Below are 24,982 nucleotides of genomic sequence, written 5' to 3'. Positions count from 1 at the left end.
ACAGCGCCTGACGTAGCAGGCACAACATCCTCAACCTTGCAGACTGGCGCTTTCAGACTCTTTGCCGAAGCGTACCGACCGCTTATCCAGAAACTCACTGCAGCGCCTCAGGCCTGCTGCAACATGCTTTTCAGTCGTGCTGACAGATATGCCGAGTTCTTTGGATATTTCTGCATGAGAATAGCCATACACCTTTTTCAATACAAACACCTGCTGACACTGCTCAGGCAACGTGGCCACAGCCTCCCAGAACAGGAGCATGCGCTGACGGCCATCTACCTGGTCTTCTACCAGAGGCTCATTTGATGAGACGGTTTCCGGCGCAAAATCCTCTATGAAATCTATCACCGAGCGTGATTTTTTATCCAGAGAGTCCCGGACGACATTACGGGCGATTGTGTAGAGATAGGCTTTGGGCTGCAGAATCTCCCGTTCACGCTCTGCCTGCAGCGCCCTCAGGATCGTTTCCTGGGTGATGTCATCAATGTCGGAGCTTGAGGGTGATATCCGCCGAAGGAAGCGGCGTAACCCGGCCTCCTGTTCGCGGAAAACCGAAAAGATGCCGCCTGTGCCCTTCCTCTTGCGGCCTGAAATGTCTGAACTCATTCATATGGCTCCAAGATGGTCCGCTGTGTCGCGACAGTTTTCGATGCCTGTTTCTGTAGTTGCGTATTGTGATCCGCGGAAAAGGAACTCCGCCAGATTCGCTTGGGTCGTATAACTGCCGAAGGTTGCCCGTTCTGTCCCTGAGCAATGGTGACACATCTCTCCAGAGATTCTGAAGGATCCGTCCTTGTGCTTCCGCGATATATCTATCCATCCTCTAACGCTCTGAGGCTGCTTGCCAGAAACTTCCTGACCTCCCTGAGCGACAGCTGCGTGGCCAATTCTTCAAGCAGGCTTTTTGCAGCGTCTGAGAAGAGCGTAAACTTCAGAATGGGTGAAGTACATCGTGAAATCTGCACATCCATCCCAAATTGATACGCAGAAATAGCTAGTGATGGGATAATTTCCCTCTATCATGGAAATGGCAAAGCAAGCTCGGAAAACAACCTTTCCCTTTAAGGACGTTTTCTGGCTGCGAGTTTACCCCCAAGGCATAAGAAAAAGCGCCATCGCCTAGAACTCGACGGCGCTTTGCTGATTTGTGACTGTGGAACGCTATTTCCACTCGATTATGAAAAACCGCCTCAATCTGCAATCTCCGGAAGGAGCACCGGACGCGATTTGTCATGTTGGCTCATCGTTTGCTCGCGCGAAGGCGCGCCGAGAAGTTCTACCTCATAGGCCTTGGAGTTGCGGGCCTGAAAGGTAACAGGACGTATGGTTTCTGTATCTCCATGATGTGTGACTTGTCTTAAGCGGAAACAAATCCGCCGCCGCGCAGAGCCCGGCCCGGCAGTTGGCCGGTATGCTGGCCAAGTTCGACGATTGGCACGCCGTTGGTGAGAACGTGCTGAATGCCTTCAGCATAGGCATAAGGGCGCGTGAATGTGGCCCGTTCGCGAACGCCGGCTGGGTCGAAGATCGTGATGTCGGCAAAGTTTCCCGCGCGAAGAATGCCGCGCCGGCTCAGACCAAACTTCGATGCCGGTAGACCCGTCATCCTGTGCACCGCGTCGGGCAACGAGATGATCCCCTCATTACGAACATAGCGTTCAAGGATCCGCGCAAATGCCCCAAATGCCCTCGGATGCACGCTCTGCTCCGTAAATGGCGGCTCGATGGATGGCGCTCCGCTATCGGAACATATGCTCACCCAGGGCTGAACAAGGATTTTTCGGACTGTCTCTTCGTTCATCGCGAAATAGGCCGCCTCCAGCGGCTCACCGCTTTGCCGGATGAGGTGCATGGCACTTTCAACCGGCGACATCTCCAGGTGGCGGGCGATGGTCGAAAGCCGCTCCCCTTGAAGCGCAACAGGCAAGACATTTCCATGGTCTAGAACCTCCACGCCATCAGCGCCGCCACACAGCGCATAGAGACTTTCCCATTCGGTGTTCTGACTCTCAACCTCCTTGTCGATCTTCCGGCGTGTCTCGCTGTCATCGAGCCTGTCCAGCAGCGCTCCAAAGCCACCATCCCACGCCCAAGGGGGAAACATGGCAGCCAGGGAGGTTGCGCCGGCAACATAAGGATAGAGGCTAGCCGCGACGCAGACGCCCTCCTCGCGGGCAGCGTTGATCTTGTCCAATACCTGCTGCGCCTTTGGCCAGTTGCGAACGCCGGCAACCTTCAAATGAAAGATCTCTGCGCACACGCCAGCGGATGAGGCGATGGCCAGCGTTTCATCCAGGGCGTCCAGAATATTGTCGCCTTCGCTGCGCATATGGGTCGCGTACAGACCACCGGAGGGCGCGCTAGCAGCCGCAAGTGCCGAAAGCTCTTGAAGGTCGGCTGAGGTTGCAGGCGGGTAAATCAGCGAAGAGGACACGCCAATCGCACCGTCGGCCATCGCCTGCCGAACCAGTCGCTCCATCTGCTGCAGCTCGTCTGCCGTCGCCGAACGGTTGTCATCACCAATCGCGATACGGCGAACAGACGCGGCTCCCACGAAGGAGACTATATTTGGTGACAGCCCGCGAGCTTCCACCGTCGACAGAAAACCTCCGAGCGTCGACCACGCGATATCATCAGCGCCGATGAAAGGCTCGTTCGCGAGCTGGTCGCGCAGGGATGTGTTCAGGGGCCCCATCGACGTGCCTTCGCCGACCACCTGCGTGGTGACGCCCTGCATCACATCACTCATGCATCGTGGATCAGCGAAAAGCGTGTTTGTCGACCAGCTCAGCGAATTGACGAAGCCGGGGCAGACCACAAGGTCGCTCGCGTCGATAACCGAGTTCGCCTGTACATCCGCGAGATTACCGATGGCCGAAATTGTATCGCCATGAATGGCGATATCTGCTCGAACGCCATCGCGCCCTGTTCCATCCAGAACCAGCCCGTTCCTGATCAGAATGTCGGGCTGCCTTCTGATTGGCAGTGACGCGCACCCTGCAAGCGTGACTGCACCTGAAAGCAGCGCCGCTCGCCGCGTAAATCCACTATGTCTCGTCATCGCACACTTCCATCAGCAATCAGAGGAATTTTCCGAGCACGCCCCAATAGGCGCTCAACAAAAGGCTGATCACGCCCGCGGTCACGATCAGGAAGACTGTGATCCGTCCCGGCACCCCCCTGCCCCGCGACACCATCCGCCTCACCGCCAAAATCACCGAAAATGCAATCAGGACGAGGCCGATATTGAGCGCGATGCGCCAGGCTAGGACAGGTAGGACATGGCCTCCATACTGGTAGACTGGCGTCTCGAATTGCATCTCGCAGACAAGGCCCAGAAGAAGCAGCACGCCACCGCCCAGGGCTGCAACATGGAGGCGTCTTGAGGCGCTGGAGAACACGCTACCGGCAAGGCCAATAATGATCAGCCCGAGTATTGAGACGAAATACGGCACGACACTGATCATTGCCGAGGCGTGCCAGGGAACCTTGGCCCAGGCGGCAAGTGGGTGGCTGCCGCCAATGATCGTGCCGTCTTCTGTTTTCGTGAAGCCAATCAGCGTGGACATCTGACCGTCAGCGTAAGAGGCGCCCCGCAGCTTGAAGAGGCATGGCGAAATCTCGTCATACGGCCCCTCGCCTTCGATACGCCAGCTGCCATCTTCCAGCCGTTCAACCTCGACAGGCGTGAGCGCTAGGGGGCCCAGGAGGCGCATGGTCAGGCTGGAAAACATCGTCGCCCGCAAATATTGATACTCGCCTTCCAGCTCTCCAAGCGCACAGTGTTGTTCAGACACGCCGGTGTCGGGCACGCTGTTGAAGAGGCCCGGCACCGCCGCCGGAAACTCATACGTCATCAGATCGCCAGGATCGAAATTGTTCTCGACCGAAGGCGCCGTCGCGAGACTGACGATTCCGCTCAGGGTCGATATGACATCGGTCGACAGGCTTGCATTTATGGAGACGAAGACCGCGATGTCTTCTTCAGGCATGACGGCGTAAAACGAACTGCCCCCGCGGATGCCGCCAGAATGGCCGAACACGTGGTGTCCTGGCGGTCCCATTTCATAGGCACCTAGCGCGACACCTGGGCCGTCCTCATGCAGCCGGCTGGAAATGGAGCTGAACGCATTGAATTCAGCGTCTTCCAGGATTCGGGCGCCATTCGCTTCGCCCTTATTGAGCAGAGCAATGAGGAACTTGCCCATGTCCTCACCGGTGAGGCTGATGTCGCCGGCCGCGCCATAGGTTTCCATGAGCAGTTGATGCTCGCACACGACGAGCTCTCCGCTCGCACGATTGTAACAGGTCGCGATCTCGCCCTCCCGGTCTACCGGGATACCGATAACGCTGTTGCGCATGCCAAGCGGCTCGAAGATACGCTTCTTGATGACATCACCATATGGCATCCCCTCCTGATCCACGAGGATCTGCCCAAGTACGGCATAGGCGCTATTATCATAGGCGAAGACCTGCCCCGCGGGCCGAAGCCGTCTCAGCTGGCGTGATATCCACCCTTGCCCGGGCTGCGTTTCATCTCTCCTCGTCGACGAGACGTAAGAGATATTGCCATCGAAACCGGCTTGATGGCTAAGAAGATCACGGACTGTCACCGGAGCGCCGAATTTTTCGGGGATGTGTTCAGTACGGAGGTATTCATTGGCATCAGCGTCCAGGCTGATGCGCCCCTCCTGAATGAGTTGGTGTATTGCAACCGCCGTGAACGACTTTGAAATGGAGCCGATGCGGACAAGCGTGCGGCGAGGATCAAGCGGTATGCGGCGTTCGATATCGGCATAACCGAGACCACGCAGCACAGTGATCCTGTCGCCCTCCACGATGGTGATTACCGCGCCCGGGATTACGCCCTCTTCGACCAGCGGTTCCAGTCGCGCTTCGAGAAAACTCTCCACCAGTTTGCTATTGGGCGGCACGGCCCCCTCTGCAGTGGCGGTGGCGTCAGAACCTTGTGCAAAGGAGCTGCAGCCGAACGCGAACAAGACCGCGCAAAGCCCCAGAGCTGCTATAATCTTGAACGCGATACCGAGTTTAAACATGCAAATTTCCTGATGAATCTTGCTTCTGGATAAGTTTGAAGAAGGCGGCGCCGGCGGCAAAGAAAATAGCCGTCGCGATGGCGGGGCCTGCGCTGCCGAGCAAGCTCACCCCGATGAAGGCAACGCAGCAGATCAGCAGCGCCCAGCAAATCGATCGCAGCATCAAAGGCGAAAGACGAAAAGGCAGCGTCTCATAGCGCGTGCCTGCAAGGTCAGGCAGACGCATCGCAGCAAGGCATATGATGATCTGCGACAGCAGAAATCCGACTACCGTAATGATGGCATAAGTCGCGATATCCAGTCCTGAGAGAATGCAGAGGATGCTTGCCGCACTCACGCCGATCACGGCAAGCCCTTCGGATCGGCGGCTCTCGTGAGGCTCGATCCGGTCGGCACGTTTCGTCATATGGAAGAACGCGAGCGCATCCCGTGATGACAACAAAATAAGCGCGTTCACCGAGGTGGCTGCCGCCAGAAGAGCGCTGACTTTGATGATGAAGGCGAACACGCCGGGCGAGATGATCTCAGCGGCTGTACCGATTGCCGAATTGCTTTCGGCGAGCAGGTCGCCAGGCACGACACCTACCACAACCACAATAGCCGCCATGTACAGCATGACGATGATGGCCATCGCCCAAGCCAGTGAAAGCGGCACGTTGCGCTCAGGGTCCCGGACGTCCCCTGAAATCTCCACGACCATAGAGAAACCCAGGAATGCGAAAAACGAAGGAATGATCGCCAGAATTGCGCCATTCGGGGATTTCTCGCTGAATGGGATGAAGTTGTCCGCCGAAAAATCTTTGACGCCGAATGCAACAAACCCCGAGAGCGCGATGATTAGCAGACTGACCAACAAGGTCTGTATTCGGGCAGAGCTTCGCACCCCAAAGAAATTGATCATTCCAAACACGACGACGAGAGCGGCGGCCACTGCCGCGCGCCCTGCTCCAATGCTTGGGAAAAGTGTGATCAAGTAATCGGAAAAACCATAGGCAAGAAGAGACGTGCCTACGATTGAGGCGCCGACGAAGCCCCAAGCCGTCATTCCCGCCAGAAAAGGAGACAAAGCCCTCCGAACCACTTTTATGTTCGCTGCCTCACTGGGAAAGGCGGAGCCTATGCAGGCCGCAAGTAGACATGACATTGCGGCCGGTATGGCTGCGACCAGAAAGGAAATGATGAGAAATGGGCCGGCAAGTTCATAGAGGTCGCCCGGCAACACATAGATCGAAGCGCCGATGACGAAGCCGACAATGATGAAGACGGCGCCTGTTAAACTGATTTCGGCTTTCATCGATCGGCTCGACCTTCTTGCTCCAGCGCCCCCGAGCGCCCTTATCGCCACCTTGAATAAAATTGATACCAATGTCAATTAATTCATTTGGAAGACTCTCTTTCTTCTGCAAGCAAAAATATTTCACAACTTGGCTAGGCATCAATAATTGATACAAAAGTCAATAAATGATAGCGGGCGTTCAATACGCTGATTTCCAGTCAAACGAAGGGGCGACGTCATGCCTTCTCTGAAACGGCCTCTCTTTCGTTCGGTTATTCAAGCGGCCGGCGCCCTGATGCTTATTATCCTACTGCTGACGAGCGTGATTGTTCTCTGCCTCGTCGCCTTCACGAAGCTTACCGGGGAAAGGGAAACGGCGATCGGCATGCCGCGCAATATCGCGCAATATGTCGAGATGTCCGATGGCACCGACATCGCCATCGACATCTGGTTCCCCGCCGACATCCAGCCGCAGCAAGACCTTCCGGTTCTGATGACCATGACCCGTTATTGGCGGGCCGAACATATAGGCTGGCTGCAGCGCGCAGCTTTCGGAGCCGGCTTGCTGGACACCTCGCCAGACGAGTCGACTATCGTCAATGCGCTCAACCGGCGGGACTTCATCGTCATCAAGGTTGATGCACGCGGCACAGGCGCCTCAGGCGGTGACCGCCAGAGTGAATGGTCCCCGCGAGAAATCGAGGATTTCGGAGAAATTGGCGAATGGGCCGCGAGGCAGCCCTGGTCTAACGGAGCCGTCGGCGCTCTTGGTGTCTCCTACTCAGGAAACACCGCCGAGATGCTTGCGACGACGAATACACCGGCCGTGCGAGCCGTTGCCCCTCTCTTCAGCGATTTCGATCCCCAGTTTCACAATGCCATGCCCGGCGGCGCATTTAATACAGGGTTCATTACGCAATGGGGGCAGGCAAATGCCGCACTGGACGAGAACGACATCTGCCTCCTCGCGCAATCGCCCGCCTGGCGCTGCTTTCTCGTGAAATGGTGGACCCGCGGCGTAAAGCCCGTCGATCAGGACCGGTCCGGCAAGACGCTTTCGAAACTTCTTGAGAAGCGGCGCAGCAACAATGTCCTGGACGCGCTGAAGACGGTCGAATTCAGGGATGACGAAATGGCGGGCGCTGACGGTCTGTCACTGAAGGATGTCAGCCCCTACGGAGCGAAAGACCAAATCGAGAGATCGAATACGCCCATGTTCGTCCTGGCAGGATGGATGGATGCAGCGACCGCCGACGGCGCAATTGCCAGATATATGACCTTCAGCAATCCGCAGACGGTATATCTCGGCGCGTGGTCACATGGCGGTGAGCAGGATGTGGACCCATTTGCGCCTACCGACACGTCGCCAGTACCAAGCACTTCAGAGCAATGGGAACAAGTTGCCGACTTCTTTGATAGGCACTTGCGTCAGCCGGGCCGGCAAGCACCGCCCCAGTCCGAACTTCACTATTTTACTATGGGCGCCCGCACCTGGACGCAAACCGATGTCTGGCCCCCTGCTGGCGTCGACATGGTCTCTGTAAGCCTCGGCGGCCAGGCTCCGAAGCAAGAGGTGACGTATAGCGTCGATTTCGATGTATCGACCGGAGGCTCGACCCGATGGCACACGCAGATGGACCGCGGCGATGTGGTTTACAAATCCTCTGCCCTGGCAGACGGCCCGCGGATTACTTTCGAAACGCCACCGACGGAGAGCGCCATCACGATAACGGGCGCGCCTGCCATCAGCCTGAAAATGTCGACCACGGCAAGCGACGGCCTCGTCATTGCCTATCTTGAAGGCGTGTCGCCGGACGGTGACGTCGTCTACCTTACCGAGGGTGTCATGCGCTTGCTGCACAGACGCACGTCAGATCGTCAGCCCCCCTATCAATTGCCAACGCCGCCTCCTGGCTTCTGGCGCGAGGACGGGGCTGAAGCTTTACCAAGCGAGGTCTTCGATCTTCGTATCGATCTTCTCGCGACATCCGTGGAGCTGCCCGCCGGATACCGGATCCGAATCTCTCTGGCTGGCGCAGATAAGGGCCTGTTTGATCGTATTCCGCTCCAGGAAGATGCAACCTGGACAATAGTGACCGGCGACGCAGACACACGCGTAATCCTTCCGGTGGACGGTGGCGACAGCGCGATGCGCGAGGCCTTCGCCGGCACACTGCCCGTATTTTCGCTGCGAAACTGATCCGCATAGGCATGGGCCATTTTCCGGCCTGGGGGCACATGATTCGACCTAAATAAACTTGTTGTAAATTTGTCACTTCGGAAAACGGCGCAATGGGCAGCAATTATAAAAGTTGACAAAATTATCAAAAACTTTTCATTATTGACTTTGTTGTCAATTATGGAGGCCGGAATGCGGTTATCTGACTTGTTTAAGACAGTTTCGGCTGTAGCAATCGCACTTGCAGGGATGCCGGCATTGTCCGCTGCAGCGCAAGATGATCTTGGGCTGGATGTGGTTGTCGTCACATCACAGAAGCGCGCTGAGAACATTCAGGATGTGCCGATCTCCGTTACCGCCATATCCGAAACCGAATTGAGAAACCGAAGCGCCGAATCGCTGCGCGACCTGCAAGATGCGGTGCCCAATCTCTCAATTTATTCGCAAACCGACTTCAATCCGAACTTCATTATCCGAGGCGTTTCTTCCGGGGCACGCAATGTCGGATTCGAAAGCAGTCTCGGGGTATATGTCGACGGCGTGTATATGGGGCGAACGTCAGGCTTCAATCAGCAGCTCGACGACATCGAACGCGTGGAAGTTCTTCGCGGGCCACAGGGCACGCTTTTCGGAAAGAATAGTGTTTCGGGGGCGCTGAATATCGTCACCCGCCGGCCAGGAGATGATTTTGAGGGCAGCGTCTTCGCTGAATATGGCAACTTCGATCACGTTCACGTCGGAGGTTATATGTCGGGGCCGCTCGTCGAAGGTATACTGGCCGCGAAACTCTCCGGATATGTGCGCCAGCGGGACGGTTTCGTCGAGAACATCAATCCGGACGGACCAGAAACAGTCAACAATGAAGACACCTGGGGTGTTCGCGGCGAGCTTCGCTACACACCGGTACCCGCGCTCGATATCGCTCTGCGGGGCGATTATACCGCAGCTGACCGACGGGTGCTGAATGGTGAAGTTGAAGCCATTCTCAGCAATCCCGTCGGGCTTCCGCTTGTCGGGGATGTTCCGGGCCCAAGGACTGTCTCCATTGATGGCAAGAACAAGGAAGACCGGACTCTGTCGGGCACGTCTCTCACGGCAGAATACACGTTCGACTCCGGCTATGAGCTGACGTCCATCTCGGCGCTGCGCAATATCGAATATGGATTGCCGGATGCCGACCTTGATGGTGAACCGGCATCTTATCTTGCCACAGACTATATCGACGAGATCTCCCAGTTGACGCAGGAGATCAGGCTCGCCTCGCCTCAGGACCAGCGCTGGCGCTATATCGCCGGGATATACTATTTGGATCAGGATTCAGATTCCTCCCGATCTCTCGTCCTCGGCTCAGACATGCGGTCAACGCTGGGCGCACTTGGCGTGCCTCCAGCCTTGCTTAATGACCTCACATATTTCGGGACTGTGGAAACCCAGTCGTTCGCGCTCTTCGGCAATCTGAGTGTAGACATCACCGACCGTCTCGAGCTTGAAGGTGGTCTTCGCTACAATAAGGAAAGCAAGGACCTGGTCTTCGGTCAGGACGGAATCGATGTTCTGGGGCTTCCGACGATCGCCCCTTTCAGCGACGAGATCGAGGAAGAAGATCTTTCGCCTACGATCGGCCTGAACTTCAGCCCGACAGACCACACTTTGCTGTACGCACGTTATGCGCGCGGCTTCAAAAGCGGCGGCTGGAACGCAGACATTCTTAGCTCGCCGGATCCCGAAGACATCATCTTCGACGCGGAGTCGATCGACAGTTATGAAGTCGGTCTGAAGACGGATTTCTTCAATCGCCGCGCGCGGTTGAATGTCGCCCTCTTCCACATGAGTTATGAGGATATCCAGGTGTCCCGCTTCAACTCTGTGACGAGCAGTTTCGAGACGGCGAACGCAGCAGAGGCACGCAGCCAGGGCTTTGAAGTCGAATTCTCCGCCCGGCCTGCCGAGGGCCTCGATCTCTCGGCCGCGGTTGGTTATGCGGATGCAGAATACAAAAGCTATCCGGACGCCGCGCCAGGCGTAGACCTCAGCGGAACGCGGCTTGATGCACCGGACCTGACGCTCAGTGCGGCGGCCCAGTATACCCGTCCGATCAGCGCCAATCTGGAAGCCACAGGACGGCTTGATTACTCCTATCGGAGCGACACACCAGGAGATGGCCTGGACCCGACGTCTGCGCTCGACTCCATCAAGACTTTGAACGGCAGAATTGGCGTGACCTCACAGAATGGTGTGTCTCTATTCTTCTGGGCGCGTAACATCACCGATGAAGATTATGTGATCGCAGCTTATGACGGCGGCAATCTCGCATCGACCATCGGCGTCGAGCAGCGTTTCGCCACATATGGCGAGCCGAGGACATACGGCGTCATGCTGTCTTTCGACTTCTAGAAAGTCGCCGCGGCCAATTGAGACAGGGCATCGCCGAAGCGCTGATGCCCTGCCCCATCTCTTAACGAAACACCTTTGAAACTCAGAACGGTTCCTCCGTGCAGGGACCTATGAATTGGAGACAGAAATGAAGCTGGTCCGGATGCCGATCGAGCAGGAATCGCCTGAACAATTCGGATATGAGCGCATCAAGTACAACTTGACCGAAAGCTCTGTGCGCGATCGCTCGCTCAAGGATTTGGGCATAACGATTCAGGACGACCTACTGTGCTACGATGATCACCTGGGCAAAAAGTCACTCAGGGCGGCGGTCGCGCTAGTATGCGGTGGGATCGATGAAGAAGACGTTCTGATCACACCAGGCGCAGCGGCGGCACTGTTCTTCATCTCCATGGCGACGCTGGAGCGCGGAGACCACATCGTGGTTGTACGGCCTAACTATGCAACAAACATTGAAACTCCGCGCATGTTTGAATGCGACATTTCCTATTACGACCTCGCCTTCGAGGAGAAGTTTCAGGTATCCGCTGAGAAGTTAGAGGCGCTGTTGCGCCCAGAGACCAAGCTCATCAGCCTGACCTTTCCCCACAATCCATCCGGCGCGTCGATTTCGGTCGATGACCTGAAATCCATTCTTGCGCTCGGCGAGTCGCGCGGAATTCGGGTTCTCGTTGACGAGACGTACCGGGAAATGGCGAGCGAACAGGTCCTTCCGTCCGCAGCCTCTCTCAGTCCGATGGCCGTCGCTGTGTCCTCATTGTCAAAGACTTATGGGGTGCCGGGCATCCGCATCGGCTGGGCGGCGAGCACGGACAAGGACTTTATGTACAGGCTGCTCTGCGCCAAAGAGCAGGTTACCATCTGCGGAAGCGTCCTCGACGAGGCGGTTGCCTTGAAAGTGCTGGAGCAACGGGAAGAGTGGCTTCCAGAAAACAATGCACTGATCGCTGACCATCTCAGTCTCGTGGAGGCGTGGATTGAAGGCGATGACCGGTTCGAATGGGTGCGCCCTGTGGGAGGCTGTGTCTGTTTCCCCAGAATTCGAGAAGACATCAAGGTCGATATCAACCGGTTCTACGAGATATTGAACGACAAATACGGCACATATGTCGGGCCCGGACACTGGTTTGAACAGTCCAGGCGATATTTTCGCGTTGGCTATGCGTGGCCTCAACGCGACGAGCTATCCGAGGGATTGAGCTGTCTCAGCAAGGCCCTGAGTGATGCGCTATCCGAGTAAGGCCTGAGCGCATCATCCCGTTATCTGATGATGCGCTTCACTCGCCCGATTTATGATCTGGGCGGCAATTCAGGATCTGCTGCTTCGTCGGAGATCGCCCGTACACGGCACGGTACCACATGATGGAAACCGTTTCCGCGAAGTGGTGGGTGTTCTCGATGAGCCGAGACAAAAATGGATTCTGCTGGGCGTAAACCTGCCGACAATACTGGTCGATCATACCGCCGACGCCATAGGCGACAAGTTCGGCATCCGGCAGGAGCTCGTCGGTTGTTTTCTGGTTCCGCCGGATCGACTGGGCCATTCGGCGGTGCCAGCGGTCGATGAGCAAAGTGTACTGTTCGCGGAAGGATTCGACTTCCTCCGAAACAGTCAGGCAGGCACGGATGAGACCGGCATTTCTGCGATTCACATCGAGATAGAACAGATTGGGCTGGTACAGCGACGCGTAGTCATCGTCACTGACGTGGATCTGCGCATAGGTCTTTTCGAGATGCTCCAGGAAGTCCAGCAGGACCTCGACCGTCGCGCGCTCCTTATCCTTGTAATAGTGATAGAAAAGTCCGTACGAAATCTGGGCCTGGTCAGCGACATCCGAAATGCGGAGCATCTGGTAAGGCGTCTGCTCTAGCGCACGTGCGACAGCTGCTTTCACCTTCAGAAGGGTGCGCTGCCCTTTGGTCAGACCTGGCGCGTCTTGTTGCTCGTCGAACACTTCGGCCATGTCGAACGATAGAGGGTGGCAAGCCAGGTCTGCAACCGGCATGGCAGATTTGCCTTTCGATACAGGACTTTTCGTCCTCTCTGATTCTTTGCGGGCTGCGGGCATTGTGGTCCACCTCAATATACTTGGCCGAGGATAGGCCAATTAAGCTTAAAAATGCACAAATATATCAATTTTTGCAAGGAATTATGGCGGCGCTATATAAATTTGACACAGATATCAAAAAAAGTTACGAGGTTCACTCACAGAAGCGAGATTGGTCATGAGCGGCGTTGAGAGCAAAGAGACAAGCGGCAGCTTACCATCCACCCTGAAAGACCTTTCGATCGCATGCCCTCAGAAGACGGCCGTCATATTCAAGCACGAGCGCTGGACATATCTCGAGCTAGAGCAGCGCGTGTGTGTTCTGCGCGCCTGGCTGATCGAGGCAGGAATTGAGCGCGGAGATCGCGTCGCCATGATGTCCGCGCCGCGTCCGGAGTTCTACATCATGTTCCTCGCGACGATTTCGGTCGGCGCTATCTGGGTCGGGATCAATCCGAAATATTCCGCAGAGGAAATTAGCCACGTTACCTCTCTCTCCCGTCCCAAGCTGGTGCTCGAAGTCTCAGATGGAGAGCGTCCGGGGCGGCTAGAACTGGCGCTTTCCAAAGACAGCGCACTCCCGAAACGGGTGCGGCTTCATGCGTCAGACAGCGCGTCTGCAAATCTTGAACGGTTGAAGCCGGCACACCCGCCTGTGGCAGATGATAGCGAAGGATTCGCGGCAAGCGGTTCTGATCCGGCACTGATCGTTTTTACGTCCGGCACGACAGGAAAGCCCAAGGGAGCATTGATTTCTCACCACGGGCTCGCGGCTGGCGCAAAGATACAAACGGCTCATTTTGCCGTCAGTGACCCCAAAATCATCTGCAATCTGCCCATCAATCATGTCGGTTGTGTTGCGGATATCTGTGCAACGACCCTGGTCGGGGGTGGAACACTGGTTTTTCAGGAGGCCTTCGACCCGATACTGATGCTGGAAACGATTGAACAGGAAAAGCTGACCATTATCGGCGGCGTTCCAACAATGCTTCATGCCCTACTGGAGCAGAAAGCGTTTCGATCGACCGATCTGTCTTCCGTAGAGCTCGTCCTCTGGGGTGGTGCCGCGATGTCCCAGCGTGCCGTCGGGCAATTCTCAGCGCGAGGCGCGCGCTTGAAAGCGGCTTACGGCATGACCGAGACGTCATGCCATGTCTGCTTCACCCCTGACGATGCGTCCGAAGCCCAACTGGCCGAGACGATCGGTACGCCGATTGACGAGATCGAGCTCCGGATCGCGGCACCTGAGACCGACGCGCCTCTCTCTCAAGGGGAAGTCGGAGAGCTTCAAGTTCGCGGACCGACCAACTTCATCGGCTATTTCGAAGATGAGAGGAGCACGAAGGGTGCCTTCTCCGCCGATGGATTCCTTAAGACCGGCGACTTGGGCTTTCTGCGCGCCGACGGCCTGGTTGAAATCTGCGGTCGATCGAAGAACATGTTCAAGTCCGGCGGTTACAATGTTTATCCGCGCGAAGTCGAACTCGCCATCGAGACACACCCGGACATTCTGGAAGCGGTAGTGATCGGCATCCCCGATCCGAAATTCCAGGAAGTCGGCGCTGCTTTCATTCGTCTGAAAAACGGAGCCGAACTCGCGCCAGACGCGCTCAAGGATTTCCTCGGGACGCGCATGGCAAACTACAAAATACCGAAATCATTTGTTCCGCTGTCAGAGTTTCCGCTATTGCCAATTGGCAAGGTGGACAAGGGCGCGCTCGCCGAAATGCTCGAATGCGACACGGTGTAAGAGGATGCTATTGTGAGCGTAAGACTACTTGAAGAGCTTGTTGAGAAAACCGGTCAAGAGCTGGGCGTTTCGCCGTGGGTGCAGATCAGCCAGGAGCAGGTCAACCGGTTCGCCGATGTAACGATTGACCCCGACTGGATGCACATCGATGTCGAGCGCGCCAAACGCGGCCCTGTGGGGCAGACGATCGGCCAGGGCTTTCTGACTCTTTCACTGCTTACACATTTCAGTCACGCGCTCGATTTCCTGCCGGAGGACGTAGTGTATGCCTACAATTACGGCCTCGACCGCGTCAGGTGGATCGAGCCTGTTCCTGTCGGCAGCCGCATACGGAATCGGATGCGCCTCCTGGAGGTTCGCGACCGTGGCGACAGGCAATATCTGATCAAGACAGAAAACCATATCGAAATCGAGAACAGGGACCGCCCGGCCATGATCGCCGAATGGCTGGGTCTGCTTCAGGGTGCGCAGGAAGGCCAGGCATACGAAGCCTGGTAATGGCAGCCCGACGCAAATCATTGGGATTCTTTTCCGGCCGTCATTCCAACAATCGAGCAGAGAACTCGCACGTACTCGACCTTATTACGACGAGAACGCACGCTACTGCCGGCCTTTTCATAGGCTCGAGTATAGCTCGGCGCATATCCCGCGTACTGTCAGCGAATAGCCAGGCGGTCGCCATCTTCCCAAACGTCACGCCCTTGAGGCTGTGTTGCTTTTCCCGCTCTTCTAATTTGCGGGAGATCCTGGATCATTCCCACTCGATGATGAACTAGTTGCGTATCCTGCAATAATTACTGCAGTTCGCAGAATATTGTGGATAACTTTTACCGTCAGCGGCTCCGACAATAAAATTGGCTGGATTTTCAATCATGTAGGCTGTGCCATATGTAAACTTGACAAGCTTTTGGTGCATTCCGGCAACATGCTTGATCCTTTGATCCGAACTGCGTCTCAAGCGCCCAATTTACACGACACATTCAACTTCGTTTCTGCTTCAGAAGCCATGCAAATATTCGCGTGAGAATACAAATTCGCTCGCTAAAAGAAGCCTACCCGACACGCTAGCGCTGATGAACGATAGCCCTGCGCACCAGTCGCGCGTTTCGCGCGTGCTAAGCTTACACCGATGTATATTGGCCGAACGGCGTAATTGAGATCAGTAGGGTAATCACTCCGGCAGGGTTGAGAGGGTAATCTCAAGATATGGAACACACTATGAAAAATGCTCCTATTAAGATCTTTGCCGCAGCGCTCGTGATGATTTCCGGAACGACTGCGGCCTTTGCCAGCGAAAATAGCCGAGAGGATGATTCCGAAAGCGAGGCTGCAGCATTCCTCGCTTCGACTGTATCGCTTCGTGATGCGGTGCGCATTGCCGAAGAAGCTGGCGATGGCCGGGCCTTGTCTGGTGAGTTCGAAGAAGAAGATGGCCACTGGGCCTACTCGATAGAGGTCCTGCGATCTGACAATGAAGAAGTCGAAGTGATCATCGACGCGGCGACTGGCGAAGTGCTGAAAACCGAGATGGAAGACTGACAGAACCGGTCGGCGCAGGGGGCTGAAACATGAAAATACTGCTGGTCGAGGATGATGACGTCACCCGCAAATATGTGCTCGATGGCCTCCGCGGCGCCGGACACGTAGTGGACGATGCTACAGACGGCATCGACGGGCTGACCCTGGCGCTTCGCGCTTCGTATGACGCTGCCATCCTCGACCGCATGCTTCCCGGCATGGACGGATTGTCCATGTTGAAAGCGATGCGGGGCGCCAATGTACAGACCCCTGTCCTGTTCCTCACGGCGGTCAGCGGTGTTGATGACCGTGTCGAAGGCCTGGAAGCCGGCGCCGATGACTACCTGACCAAACCGTTCGCCTTCTCCGAACTTTCAGCTCGCCTCGGCGCCATTAGCAGGCGCCCCACCCAGGTAGTTGAGCAGACTCGACTAACTGTTGCCGATCTCGAAATGGATCTGGTGCGCCGGTCCGTGACGCGCGCCGGACAACCTATTGAGCTCCTCACAAAGGAATTCCAGCTCCTTGAATATTTCATGCGGTCCGAAGGGCGTGTGCTGTCGCGAACCATGCTGCTCGAGCAGGTCTGGGATTTCCATTTCGACCCTCAGACGACAGTGGTCGAGACCCATATCAGCCGCTTGCGCGCCAAGATCGACAAACCCTTTGAGACTGAGCTTCTACATACGATCAAGAATGTAGGATACACGCTTCGTGTTTAGCCGGGATCTTCTTCGAAGCACGTACTTTCGTTTTGCCATGGTTCTGGCAGGCCTATTCGTCTTGGCCAATCTCGGCGCGGGCTGGATTGCCTTCCAGGCGATCCATGACGACCTTGATCGCCGCGTGGAACAGGCTGCCGTCTTGATGTCGGTCGAACTGGCTGACACCTTTGAGAGAGATGGAAGAGACGCGCTTGTCGAGGCGACTAGGGCGCGTGCTACTGCACTAGACCCTGAGGATGACATCGTCTGGCTCGGACTTGCGGATGGAACATTTCTCGCCGGTCACCGCCTGCCCGATCCACAAGACCTGGCAGTCGGTGATGTGTCCGGAACCCGGCTGGGACAGGACGATGACGACACATACCTCCTGACAAGCCGGCAAATCGGTGATCTTCGCCTGATTACCGCGCGCAGTTATGAAGATACAGACGATATTGCCCGCACGGTGCTCAAGTCCTTCGGTGCGGCGACCCTGATTGTAACGCTCCTTTCGGCACTGGTTGCCTTCATATTGTCCCGCCGCGGACAGTTGCGGATCGAAGCGATCTCAAGCGTTCTGAGCAAGGTTGCCGCAGGGGAGATGCAGCAAAGAATAGAAACGCATGGGCACAGCGACGATCTCGGCCGACTGTCCGAGCGTATCAATGATGCGCTTGAACAACTGGAGGCCACCGTTCTTGGCATAAAACAGGTCAGCGCTGATATCGCCCATGACCTGCGCACGCCCATCAATCGTCTCGGCATCCAGGTTGAGAGCCTGACCCTGGAAGCAAGCAACCAGCCGGCGCTTCAGGACAAACTGAATCAGGCGTCGTCGAATATCCGTCAGATCACCAACACATTCGATGCGCTGTTACGAATCTCGCAAATCGAAGCGGGGGCCCGCAAGGCCAAATTTCGCGCTGTCCCGATCGCCGGTATCGCAGCAGCCCTGTACGAGGCCTATGCTGCAGTCTGCGACGATGCGGGACAGACATTACTGGTTTCTTCAAACATGGATGCCAACACGCTCGTACATGGTGATCAGGACCTTCTCACCCAACTTGGCGCCAACCTTATCGAGAATGCGATCAGGCACGCGGGTCAGGGCGCAACAATCCGGCTCGAAACCGGCTCCGGCCTGAATGGCGTCTGGCTTAGCGTATCCGACGATGGACCGGGCATTCCACCAGAGGAATATGAGCGGGTTACAGAGCGGTTCTACCGTCTCGACAAGGCGCGACATACGCCGGGGTCCGGCCTCGGACTTGCCCTGGTGAAGGCTATTGCCGACCTGCATAAGGCCGGGTTGCGACTTTCAGATGCAAAGCCTGGTCTAGCGGTCCGCGTGGGATTTAAACCATTTTCGGAGGCGTTGAAATCACGTGACTGAGCAAGTACAAAACAGCCCCCGCAAGAGAGTATCCGTCTGGCGAGTCAGTCTGGCGGGGACGGGCGTACTGCTTCTCATCCTGTCTGTTCCTATCGCGATCCTGACGCCGTTTCCATTCATACCGATCGGCGTTGGAATTGGCGTGGCGGGCGCGGCTTTGCTGGCCCGCAACTCACGCCAGGGTAAGCAGTGGATGGCAAGACAAATCAACCGGCACCCCAGATTGGATCGAATGGCGCCGCATTGGCTCAAAACCCTTATCCTAGGAGGCGATAATGTTTGATCGGCACAGGGGGAGCCCTCGACTATACCGAAACGCTTGCGGGTTTCGGTCCGTGACCAAACCAAGCTTACGAAGCGCGATCAAAACACCTATGGTCCTGCCAGTTTTTCTTATCCTGGCCGCCTGCGCGACGCCTGTACAGACTTACACAGCGCCTCAGATTTCCGACACGGGCGCTTCGATGTCGACGGCCGCACCTCTTGCTTCAGACGAGCTCGCCGGGCTTGCCGTGCTCGGTAATCCAGACCTGAATGCCATGCGGGCGCGGGCCGGCCTTGCCGAGGCCCAGATCTTTGCCGCAGGGCTACTGCCCGATCCCAGCCTTAGCCTGGGTGTGGATGCGCCGCTGAACGGAACCAATGAAGTCCTCGCCATCGCGGGGTCTCTGGGACTTGATCTGGCAGGACTTTCGACCCGACCTGCCAGGCTTGAGGCAGCCAAAGCCAATGCGGCCAGTGTTCGCCAGGACATAGTCTGGGCTGAATGGCTAACACGGCAGAATGCCAAGCTGCTGGCCTGCCGGATATCATGGCTCGAAGAGGTGCGGCAAAAGACGATCCAATATCGGCAAGTCGCCGATCAGGACCTCGATCGCACCCTGCGCGCAGCTGGGCGCGGCGACATCGCCGCCGTTGAGGTCGATGCCCGGCGGCTGAGCGCCGCAGATGCCGCCGATCGGGACCGCACAGCAGAGAGCCAGCTTGCCGCAGCGCGCCTCGATTTAAATCGCCTGCTCGGCGTCTCGCCAAGCCTCACGATTCTTGTAGAAAAGCCGCCAGCGTTCAGTGCCGATCTTCCCGCGATGCCGGACCTCTTTGCGCGCGCTCTGGAGCTGCGCGCAGACCTGAAAGGTCTGCGGGACGGTTTGAGCGCGGCCAGCGCAGGGGTTGCTGTCGCCGACGCGTCCCGCTTCCCGCTACCTTCAATTGCCATCAATGCCGGGCGAGACACAGGCAACATCCGTACCCTTGGACCGGCCGTGACGTTCACGCTTCCCGTCTGGAACCAGGCGCGCGGCGATATTGCAGTGGCCGAGGCCGACCTGTCGGTGCTGGAAGCGCAATATCAGGCGCGCGCCGAAACCGTTCGCGCGGACATCGGATCAGCCGTGTCAGCTTTCGAGATTGCGCGCCGGCAACGCGCTGACGTCATAAGAGGCCTGTCGGGTATCGCTGACCAGGCTGCCCGAACCGAGGCCGCAGCTGCCCGAGGCGACATCGCCGAGACATCTGCCGCTGCGACACGCCTGGCCGCACTCGACAAGGAAATCCTCGCAGACACGCTGGCACTCTCGGCTGCCGAAGCATCAATCGCGCTGGAAACAGCGCTCGGCCAGCCACTGGACACAAACAAATGAAAAAGCGCCTGTTTCCTTCTATCGCCATCCTGACACTTTCCCTGCTAGCTGGATGCTCGAAGCCGTCTGAGCCCCCTGTCGCCGAGCCGGTCGCCCGTGTCTCAACGGCGCCCGCCGTGCGCGGCGATCTCCCGCTCAATGTCATCGGTTACGGCACGGTGCAATTTGATCCCTCGCGCCAGCAGGTCCTGACGACCCAGATCGAGTCCCGCGTCGCAGAAACCCTTGTCCAGCCGGGTGCGACTGTGGATGCGGGGTCACCACTCCTACGCCTCGCCCCCTCTTCGGCGTCCAGCCTCGATCTGACCCAGGCACTGGCTGATGCCGCGGGCGCCCGGGATGAACTGGCCCGCCAGCAAAGATTGCGGGCCGATGGCCTGGCAAGCGACGGCGATGTGGAGCGGGCACAGACGAGCGCGAATGATCTCACGGCAAGAGCCAATACGTTGAGCAGGAATATCGGTGACGTCCGGACCCTATCGGCTCAATCGAGCGGCGTGGTCGATGCTGTACTCGTTTCACCCGGCGACGTGGTTCCGGCGGGTAGCCCGCTTGTCAGATTGTCAGAGCCGGATGCGATACAGGCCCGGATCAATTTCGAACTGGAAGACGCGACACGGCTGGCAAGCGGCGATGTCGTTCATCTCACAGGCCTTGATGGCGGAACTCATCTGACGGATGCGGCGATTGCGACCATAGACCTGCGGGTCGACCCGGCAACGCGCATGACCTCTATCATTGTTCCGCTGCCTCCTGGTAATGGGTTCCTGGCGGGCGAGGCCGTGCGCGCCACGGCTGTTGGGGACACAAAATCCCAAGTCATTCTCACGCCACGCAGCGCGGTGTTTACAGACGAACAGGGCGACTATGTCTTCATTGATCAACAAGGCAAAGCGGAGCGCCGAAGGGTCGAGAGTGGCGAGACGAATGGAGACCTCACAGAGATTGTCTCTGGAGTTTCGGAAGGCGAACAGGTGGTCATTAAAGGCGGCGCAATTCTGTCGGATGGGATGAAGTTGACCTCTGGCGACACCGCAACCGGCCAGGCAGTTAATCCGGAAGCACCGAAATGAGCCGGTGGCTGAGCCAGCAGGCGCGGTTCATCCTTGCCGCGTTTTGTCTGCTGACCGCAGGCGGAGGCTTCGCGCTGACCCAGCTGCCTGTCAGCCTGTTTCCGACCATCCAGTTTCCCCGGCTTGCCGTGTCGCTGGAAGCTGGAGACCGCCCGGTCGACCAGATGGAAGCGCTGGTGACCCGGCCCGTCGAGGATGCGCTCCGCGCCGTTCCCGGCGTGCGCAATATCCGCTCGCAAACCAGCCGAGGCTCTGCTGAGGTTTCGGTCACCTTCGACTGGGGGGGAGACATCGTAACAGCAGCCCTCCAGTCGGAATCAGAACTCGCCAGGCTGGCGCCGTCCCTGCCGCCGGGCTTTGCCTTCCAGATCCGCCGCATGGATCCGACCATCTTTCCGGTCATGGGCTATTCCCTGACATCCGACACACTGTCCCAGGTCGAGATGAAGACGTTCGCACAATTCACTCTGCGGCCTCTCATTGCGTCAATTGACGGCGTCGTCGAAGTCTCCGTGCTTGGCGGGCGCGACGCTGAGTATGAGGTGCTCGTCGATCCGGCGAGGCTGAAGGCGCGGGACCTGTCCGTGCTGGATGTCGAAACCGCCATTTCCACGTCGAACATCGTTTCGGCCTCAGGCCGCCTTGAGGACCAGTCGCGGCTCTATCTGACCATTGTTGACGATCAGCTTACTGGCGCCGAAGACATCGGCAACATTGTGCTGAAAAGCCTGGCCGGTGGCGGCGCGGTCGAAGTCTCCGATGTGGCCGACATTCGCCTTGCCGTAGCGCCGGACTGGACGCGGGTGACCGCCGACGGGAAACCGGCCGTTCTTTTAAACATCCGACAGTCGCCGGACGCAAACTCGTTGGCCCTGACCACCGCCGTCAAGAATACGATCGCGAGGGAGCGTGTAGCGTTTCCCAAGGATCTGACCCTAACGTCCTATTATGACCAGTCAGACCTTGTTGTATCCGCCGCCGGGAGCGTCCGTGACGCCATTCTGATCGGGACGCTGCTGGCGGGTCTCGTTTTGCTGTTCTTCCTTCGCAGTCTGAGGCTGGTCCTGATCGTGGCCATTCTGCTGCCATCTGTACTGGCCGCGACGGCCCTGCTTTTGATGGTCATGGGACAGAGCCTCAACATCATGACGCTTGGCGGCATGGCGGCCGCGGTCGGACTGATCGTCGATGATATCGTGGTCATGCTCGAACATGTCGCGCGGCGTCTCGCCGAAGGTACAAAGGGTGTTCTCGAGGCAGCCTCCGAAATGCTACAGCCGCTTGTCGGCTCCTCATTCGCAACAATTGTTGTGTTTACACCGCTCGCCTTCCTGTCAGGCGTGACGGGCGGATTCTTCAAAGCGCTGGCGATCACCATGGCCTCAAGCCTGGTTCTCTCCATGATCTTTGCCATGACCGTCGTTCCGGTCCTGGCCCGCACGCTTGCACGAAAGGAAGATGCCATCCGGGCCGAAGGCGCCGCTGGCTGGCTCGATGGGCTGGCGCGGGCCTATGCCGGACTGATGCGAAAACTGCTCGGCCATGCGCGTGTCGCGGCGTTTTTGCTTGTGGTGGCGGCACTTGGTGCCGGTACCCTATCGTCCAGCCGGATCGCGTCCGGCTTCATGCCGCAAATGGATGAGGGTGGATTCGTTTTGGACTATGTCGCGCCGCCCGGCCTGTCCCTTACTGAAACCGACCGACTTGTGTCGCAGATGGAAGAGATCATCCAGACTATTCCCGATGTTGCGAGCTACTCGCGGCGCACCGGCGTCCAACTGGGCGGCGGCCTCACCGAGGCGAATGAAGGCGACATGTTTATCCGCCTCACGCCCTTTCCCCGCCGACCAATCGAAGCCGTCATGTCTGAAGTCCGCCAGCGGGTAGCCGAAAGCGTTCCCGGGCTCGAGATTGAGACCATACAGCTCATGGGCGATCTGATCGGTGATCTCACGGCAGTGCCGCAGCCTATTGAAGTCAAACTGTACGGCAACGATCCAGGTTCCCTCTCCATCGCGGCCGACCAGGCCTTGTTAGCGCTCGAAGGCGTCCGAGGCGTTGTCGAGGTCAGGAAATCAGATCGCACAGCCGGCGATGCGATCGTCGTGAGGCTTGACCGAACCGCGCTGGCCTTTGAAGGCCTCGATCCCGCAGACGTGGGCGCGCAGCTTCAAACGCTGGTCGGGGGACGATCTGCCGGCGCTATTCTCGCCGGGCAACGCAGTCTGAATATCCGCCTCTGGTCGCCACCCGAACTCCGGCAACGCGTGCCGCAGATCGAGGATCTCATGCTGCGCGCGCCTGACGGCCATCTCGTACCGCTCGAACGCGTCGCCAGCGTCGAGACCGTGTCCGGTCAGGCCCAGTCGAGCCGTGAGAATTTGCAGCCGATGACCGCCGTGACGGGCCGCCTTGAAGGACGCGATATGGGGTCGGCCATGGTTGATGTCCGGCAGGCGATCGGGGCCCTCGCCCTGCCCGCGGGTGTGCGCTACGAATTTGGCGGACTCTATGCAGAGCAGCAAAAATCGTTCAACGACCTGATGGCCGTGTTCGCGGCAGCCTTCCTGCTGTCCGGCCTCCTCCTCCTCTTCCTCTTCAAGAGCCTGTCCCAGGCCGTTTCCATCCTGGGCGTTGTCGGACTGTCGGTTGCAGGGGTCCTGACCGGACTGGTCCTGACAGGAACGGAACTCAACATCTCAGCCATGATGGGCCTGACCATGGTGATCGGGATCATCGCCGAGCTCGGCGTCTTCTATTTTGCAGAACTCGAAGGCGATGGCGCGACCCATGATGACCGAATCTCTGCCGGCCAGGCCCGATTACGCCCAATTTTGATGTCTGCGCTCATTGCTATTCTGGCGCTTGCCCCCCTGGCTCTGAAGGTCGGCCAAGGATCCGCCCTGCTCGCGCCGATGGCCACCGCGATCATATCGGGACTGATCGTCGGTGCGCCGCTCGTTCTGATTGCCGCGCCATTAATCCACGCAGCGCTAAGCCGCAGGAGCGTGGCAGCGCCATGATTCGCGCGCTCTCTTCGTGGCTGCGACATCGGTTCGCCGGCACGGCATTCGAACTCCAGGTCATCGTGGCTTTTGGCATCATGGTTGGTGGACTATTGCTGTTCGGGGCCATTGCAGAAGATGTCCTTGAAGGCGAGAGCCACCAGGTCGATGAGACACTTTTGCTCGCGCTGAGACAGGCGGGCGATACCAGCGACCCGATAGGTCCGGCATGGCTGCAATTTGCAATGGGAGATATGACCTCGCTTGGTGGATACGCGGTCCTGACTCTGATTGTGGTGCTTTCAACACTTTACCTGCTCCTTGAGCACAGGATCCGGACAGCTCTGCTATTGGTCTGTTCGATCATTTCGGGCACGCTTCTGATTTCTTTACTGAAGCTCGGCTTCGACCGGCCGCGCCCGGACCTCGTCGATCATTTGACACACGCCTCGAGTTCAAGCTTTCCGAGCGGACACGCCGCCAGTTCGGCACTGGTCTATCTCACGCTCGGCCTCCTTCTCGCTCAGGCGGAAAGCCATAAACGCCTGAAAGTATTTCTGATCGCGAGCGCGATTTTCATTTCGATTCTGGTTGGATGCAGTCGTGTCTACCTTGGTGTCCACTGGCCAAGCGACGTTGTGGCCGGTTGGGGATTTGGCGCGGCCTGGGCGATACTGTGGTGGCTCATCGCGCGCTATGTGAGGACACAATCGTAACGAGAGGACAAGGCTGAACGTGACCGAGATTGGCCCGCCTTCACTACTGCTGAACCTCGCCCCAATAACATTCCTGGCCTGGATCAATCATAATTGGGCGGGTCTGTGCGCGAAACGCTTTGTGTAACGCGTCGCATACTTGTTCGCCGAGAGTTTATCCGGTGGTTGTGCGTTCGCTCTGCCCGGCACAGGCCTATTTCGAGAGCTCAGAGGTTCTTTATTGATTTAA

General features: G+C 57.6%; 17 protein-coding genes. 12 read left to right on the top strand and 5 right to left on the bottom strand.

What is annotated here, in order from left to right; all coding sequences use genetic code 11:
* Positions 1-30 precede the first annotated feature (30 nt).
* The 4 genes from HY29_RS15815 to HY29_RS15800 form a co-directional block, all read right to left on the bottom strand.
* Entirely contained in the window at positions 31-606 is a 576-nt protein-coding gene (locus HY29_RS15815) for an RNA polymerase sigma factor (RefSeq protein WP_051601641.1), read from the bottom strand.
* Positions 607-1,357: 751 nt separating this feature from the next.
* Entirely contained in the window at positions 1,358-3,061 is a 1,704-nt protein-coding gene (locus HY29_RS15810) for an N-acyl-D-amino-acid deacylase family protein (protein WP_034798685.1), read from the bottom strand.
* Positions 3,062-3,080: 19 nt separating this feature from the next.
* The gene (locus HY29_RS15805) at positions 3,081-5,057 is read right to left on the bottom strand and encodes a serine hydrolase domain-containing protein (protein WP_034798683.1); all 1,977 of its coding nucleotides are present in this window, start codon (positions 5,055-5,057) and stop codon (positions 3,081-3,083) included.
* Entirely contained in the window at positions 5,050-6,351 is a 1,302-nt protein-coding gene (locus tag HY29_RS15800) for an APC family permease (protein WP_034798681.1), read from the bottom strand. Before HY29_RS15800 ends, HY29_RS15805 begins: the two co-directional genes overlap by 8 nt.
* A 277-nt stretch (positions 6,352-6,628) precedes the next feature.
* Between HY29_RS15800 and HY29_RS15795 the strand changes: the two genes are divergently transcribed.
* From HY29_RS15795 to HY29_RS15785, 3 genes are all read left to right on the top strand, one after another.
* Positions 6,629-8,533: a CocE/NonD family hydrolase gene (locus tag HY29_RS15795; protein WP_162176749.1), complete on the top strand. Its 1,905-nt coding sequence runs from the start codon at positions 6,629-6,631 to the stop codon at positions 8,531-8,533.
* A gap of 171 nt (positions 8,534-8,704) precedes the next feature.
* Positions 8,705-10,906, top strand: coding sequence for a TonB-dependent receptor (locus HY29_RS15790; protein ID WP_162176748.1), 2,202 nt, complete (start codon positions 8,705-8,707; stop codon positions 10,904-10,906).
* A 127-nt stretch (positions 10,907-11,033) separates the two neighbouring features.
* Positions 11,034-12,146, top strand: a complete 1,113-nt coding sequence (locus HY29_RS15785) for an aminotransferase class I/II-fold pyridoxal phosphate-dependent enzyme (protein WP_034798818.1) — start codon at positions 11,034-11,036, stop codon at positions 12,144-12,146.
* A 37-nt stretch (positions 12,147-12,183) separates the two neighbouring features.
* Here the strand turns inward: HY29_RS15785 and HY29_RS15780 are convergent, their stop codons facing one another.
* A complete protein-coding gene (locus tag HY29_RS15780) occupies positions 12,184-12,975 on the bottom strand; it encodes a TetR/AcrR family transcriptional regulator (protein WP_034798677.1) in 792 nt (263 codons plus the stop codon).
* 157 nt (positions 12,976-13,132) lie between these two features.
* Here HY29_RS15780 and HY29_RS15775 point away from each other — a divergent pair, with 157 nt between their 5' ends.
* From HY29_RS15775 to HY29_RS15730, 9 genes are all read left to right on the top strand, one after another.
* Complete coding sequence (locus tag HY29_RS15775) at positions 13,133-14,704, top strand: class I adenylate-forming enzyme family protein (RefSeq protein WP_034798676.1); 1,572 nt, start codon at positions 13,133-13,135, stop codon at positions 14,702-14,704.
* A gap of 12 nt (positions 14,705-14,716) precedes the next feature.
* Positions 14,717-15,202 carry a MaoC family dehydratase gene (locus HY29_RS15770; RefSeq protein ID WP_051601637.1) on the top strand — a complete coding sequence of 162 codons (486 nt, stop codon included), beginning with the start codon at positions 14,717-14,719 and terminating at the stop codon, positions 15,200-15,202.
* 720 nt (positions 15,203-15,922) lie between these two features.
* Complete coding sequence (locus tag HY29_RS15765; protein ID WP_034798672.1) at positions 15,923-16,243, top strand: PepSY domain-containing protein; 321 nt, start codon at positions 15,923-15,925, stop codon at positions 16,241-16,243.
* Positions 16,244-16,272: 29 nt separating this feature from the next.
* Positions 16,273-16,944, top strand: a complete 672-nt coding sequence (locus HY29_RS15760) for a winged helix-turn-helix domain-containing protein (RefSeq protein WP_034798671.1) — start codon at positions 16,273-16,275, stop codon at positions 16,942-16,944.
* Complete coding sequence (locus HY29_RS15755) at positions 16,937-18,319, top strand: sensor histidine kinase (RefSeq protein ID WP_155838383.1); 1,383 nt, start codon at positions 16,937-16,939, stop codon at positions 18,317-18,319. Before HY29_RS15760 ends, HY29_RS15755 begins: the two co-directional genes overlap by 8 nt.
* Before the next feature lie 374 nt (positions 18,320-18,693).
* Positions 18,694-19,959, top strand: coding sequence for a TolC family protein (locus tag HY29_RS15745; protein ID WP_051601630.1), 1,266 nt, complete (start codon positions 18,694-18,696; stop codon positions 19,957-19,959).
* Entirely contained in the window at positions 19,956-21,032 is a 1,077-nt protein-coding gene (locus HY29_RS15740) for an efflux RND transporter periplasmic adaptor subunit (RefSeq protein ID WP_034798669.1), read from the top strand. Before HY29_RS15745 ends, HY29_RS15740 begins: the two co-directional genes overlap by 4 nt.
* A complete protein-coding gene (locus HY29_RS15735) occupies positions 21,029-24,055 on the top strand; it encodes an efflux RND transporter permease subunit (RefSeq protein WP_034798667.1) in 3,027 nt (1,008 codons plus the stop codon). The genes HY29_RS15740 and HY29_RS15735 overlap by 4 nt, the downstream gene beginning before the upstream one ends.
* Positions 24,052-24,753: a phosphatase PAP2 family protein gene (locus HY29_RS15730; RefSeq protein ID WP_051601628.1), complete on the top strand. Its 702-nt coding sequence runs from the start codon at positions 24,052-24,054 to the stop codon at positions 24,751-24,753. Before HY29_RS15735 ends, HY29_RS15730 begins: the two co-directional genes overlap by 4 nt.
* Positions 24,754-24,982 lie beyond the last annotated feature (229 nt).

This window comes from Hyphomonas beringensis (assembly GCF_000682755.1).
GTDB lineage: Bacteria > Pseudomonadota > Alphaproteobacteria > Caulobacterales > Hyphomonadaceae > Hyphomonas > Hyphomonas beringensis.
Note: the sequence above shows the minus strand (reverse complement) of the source record. Positions and strands in the feature narration are given on the sequence as shown.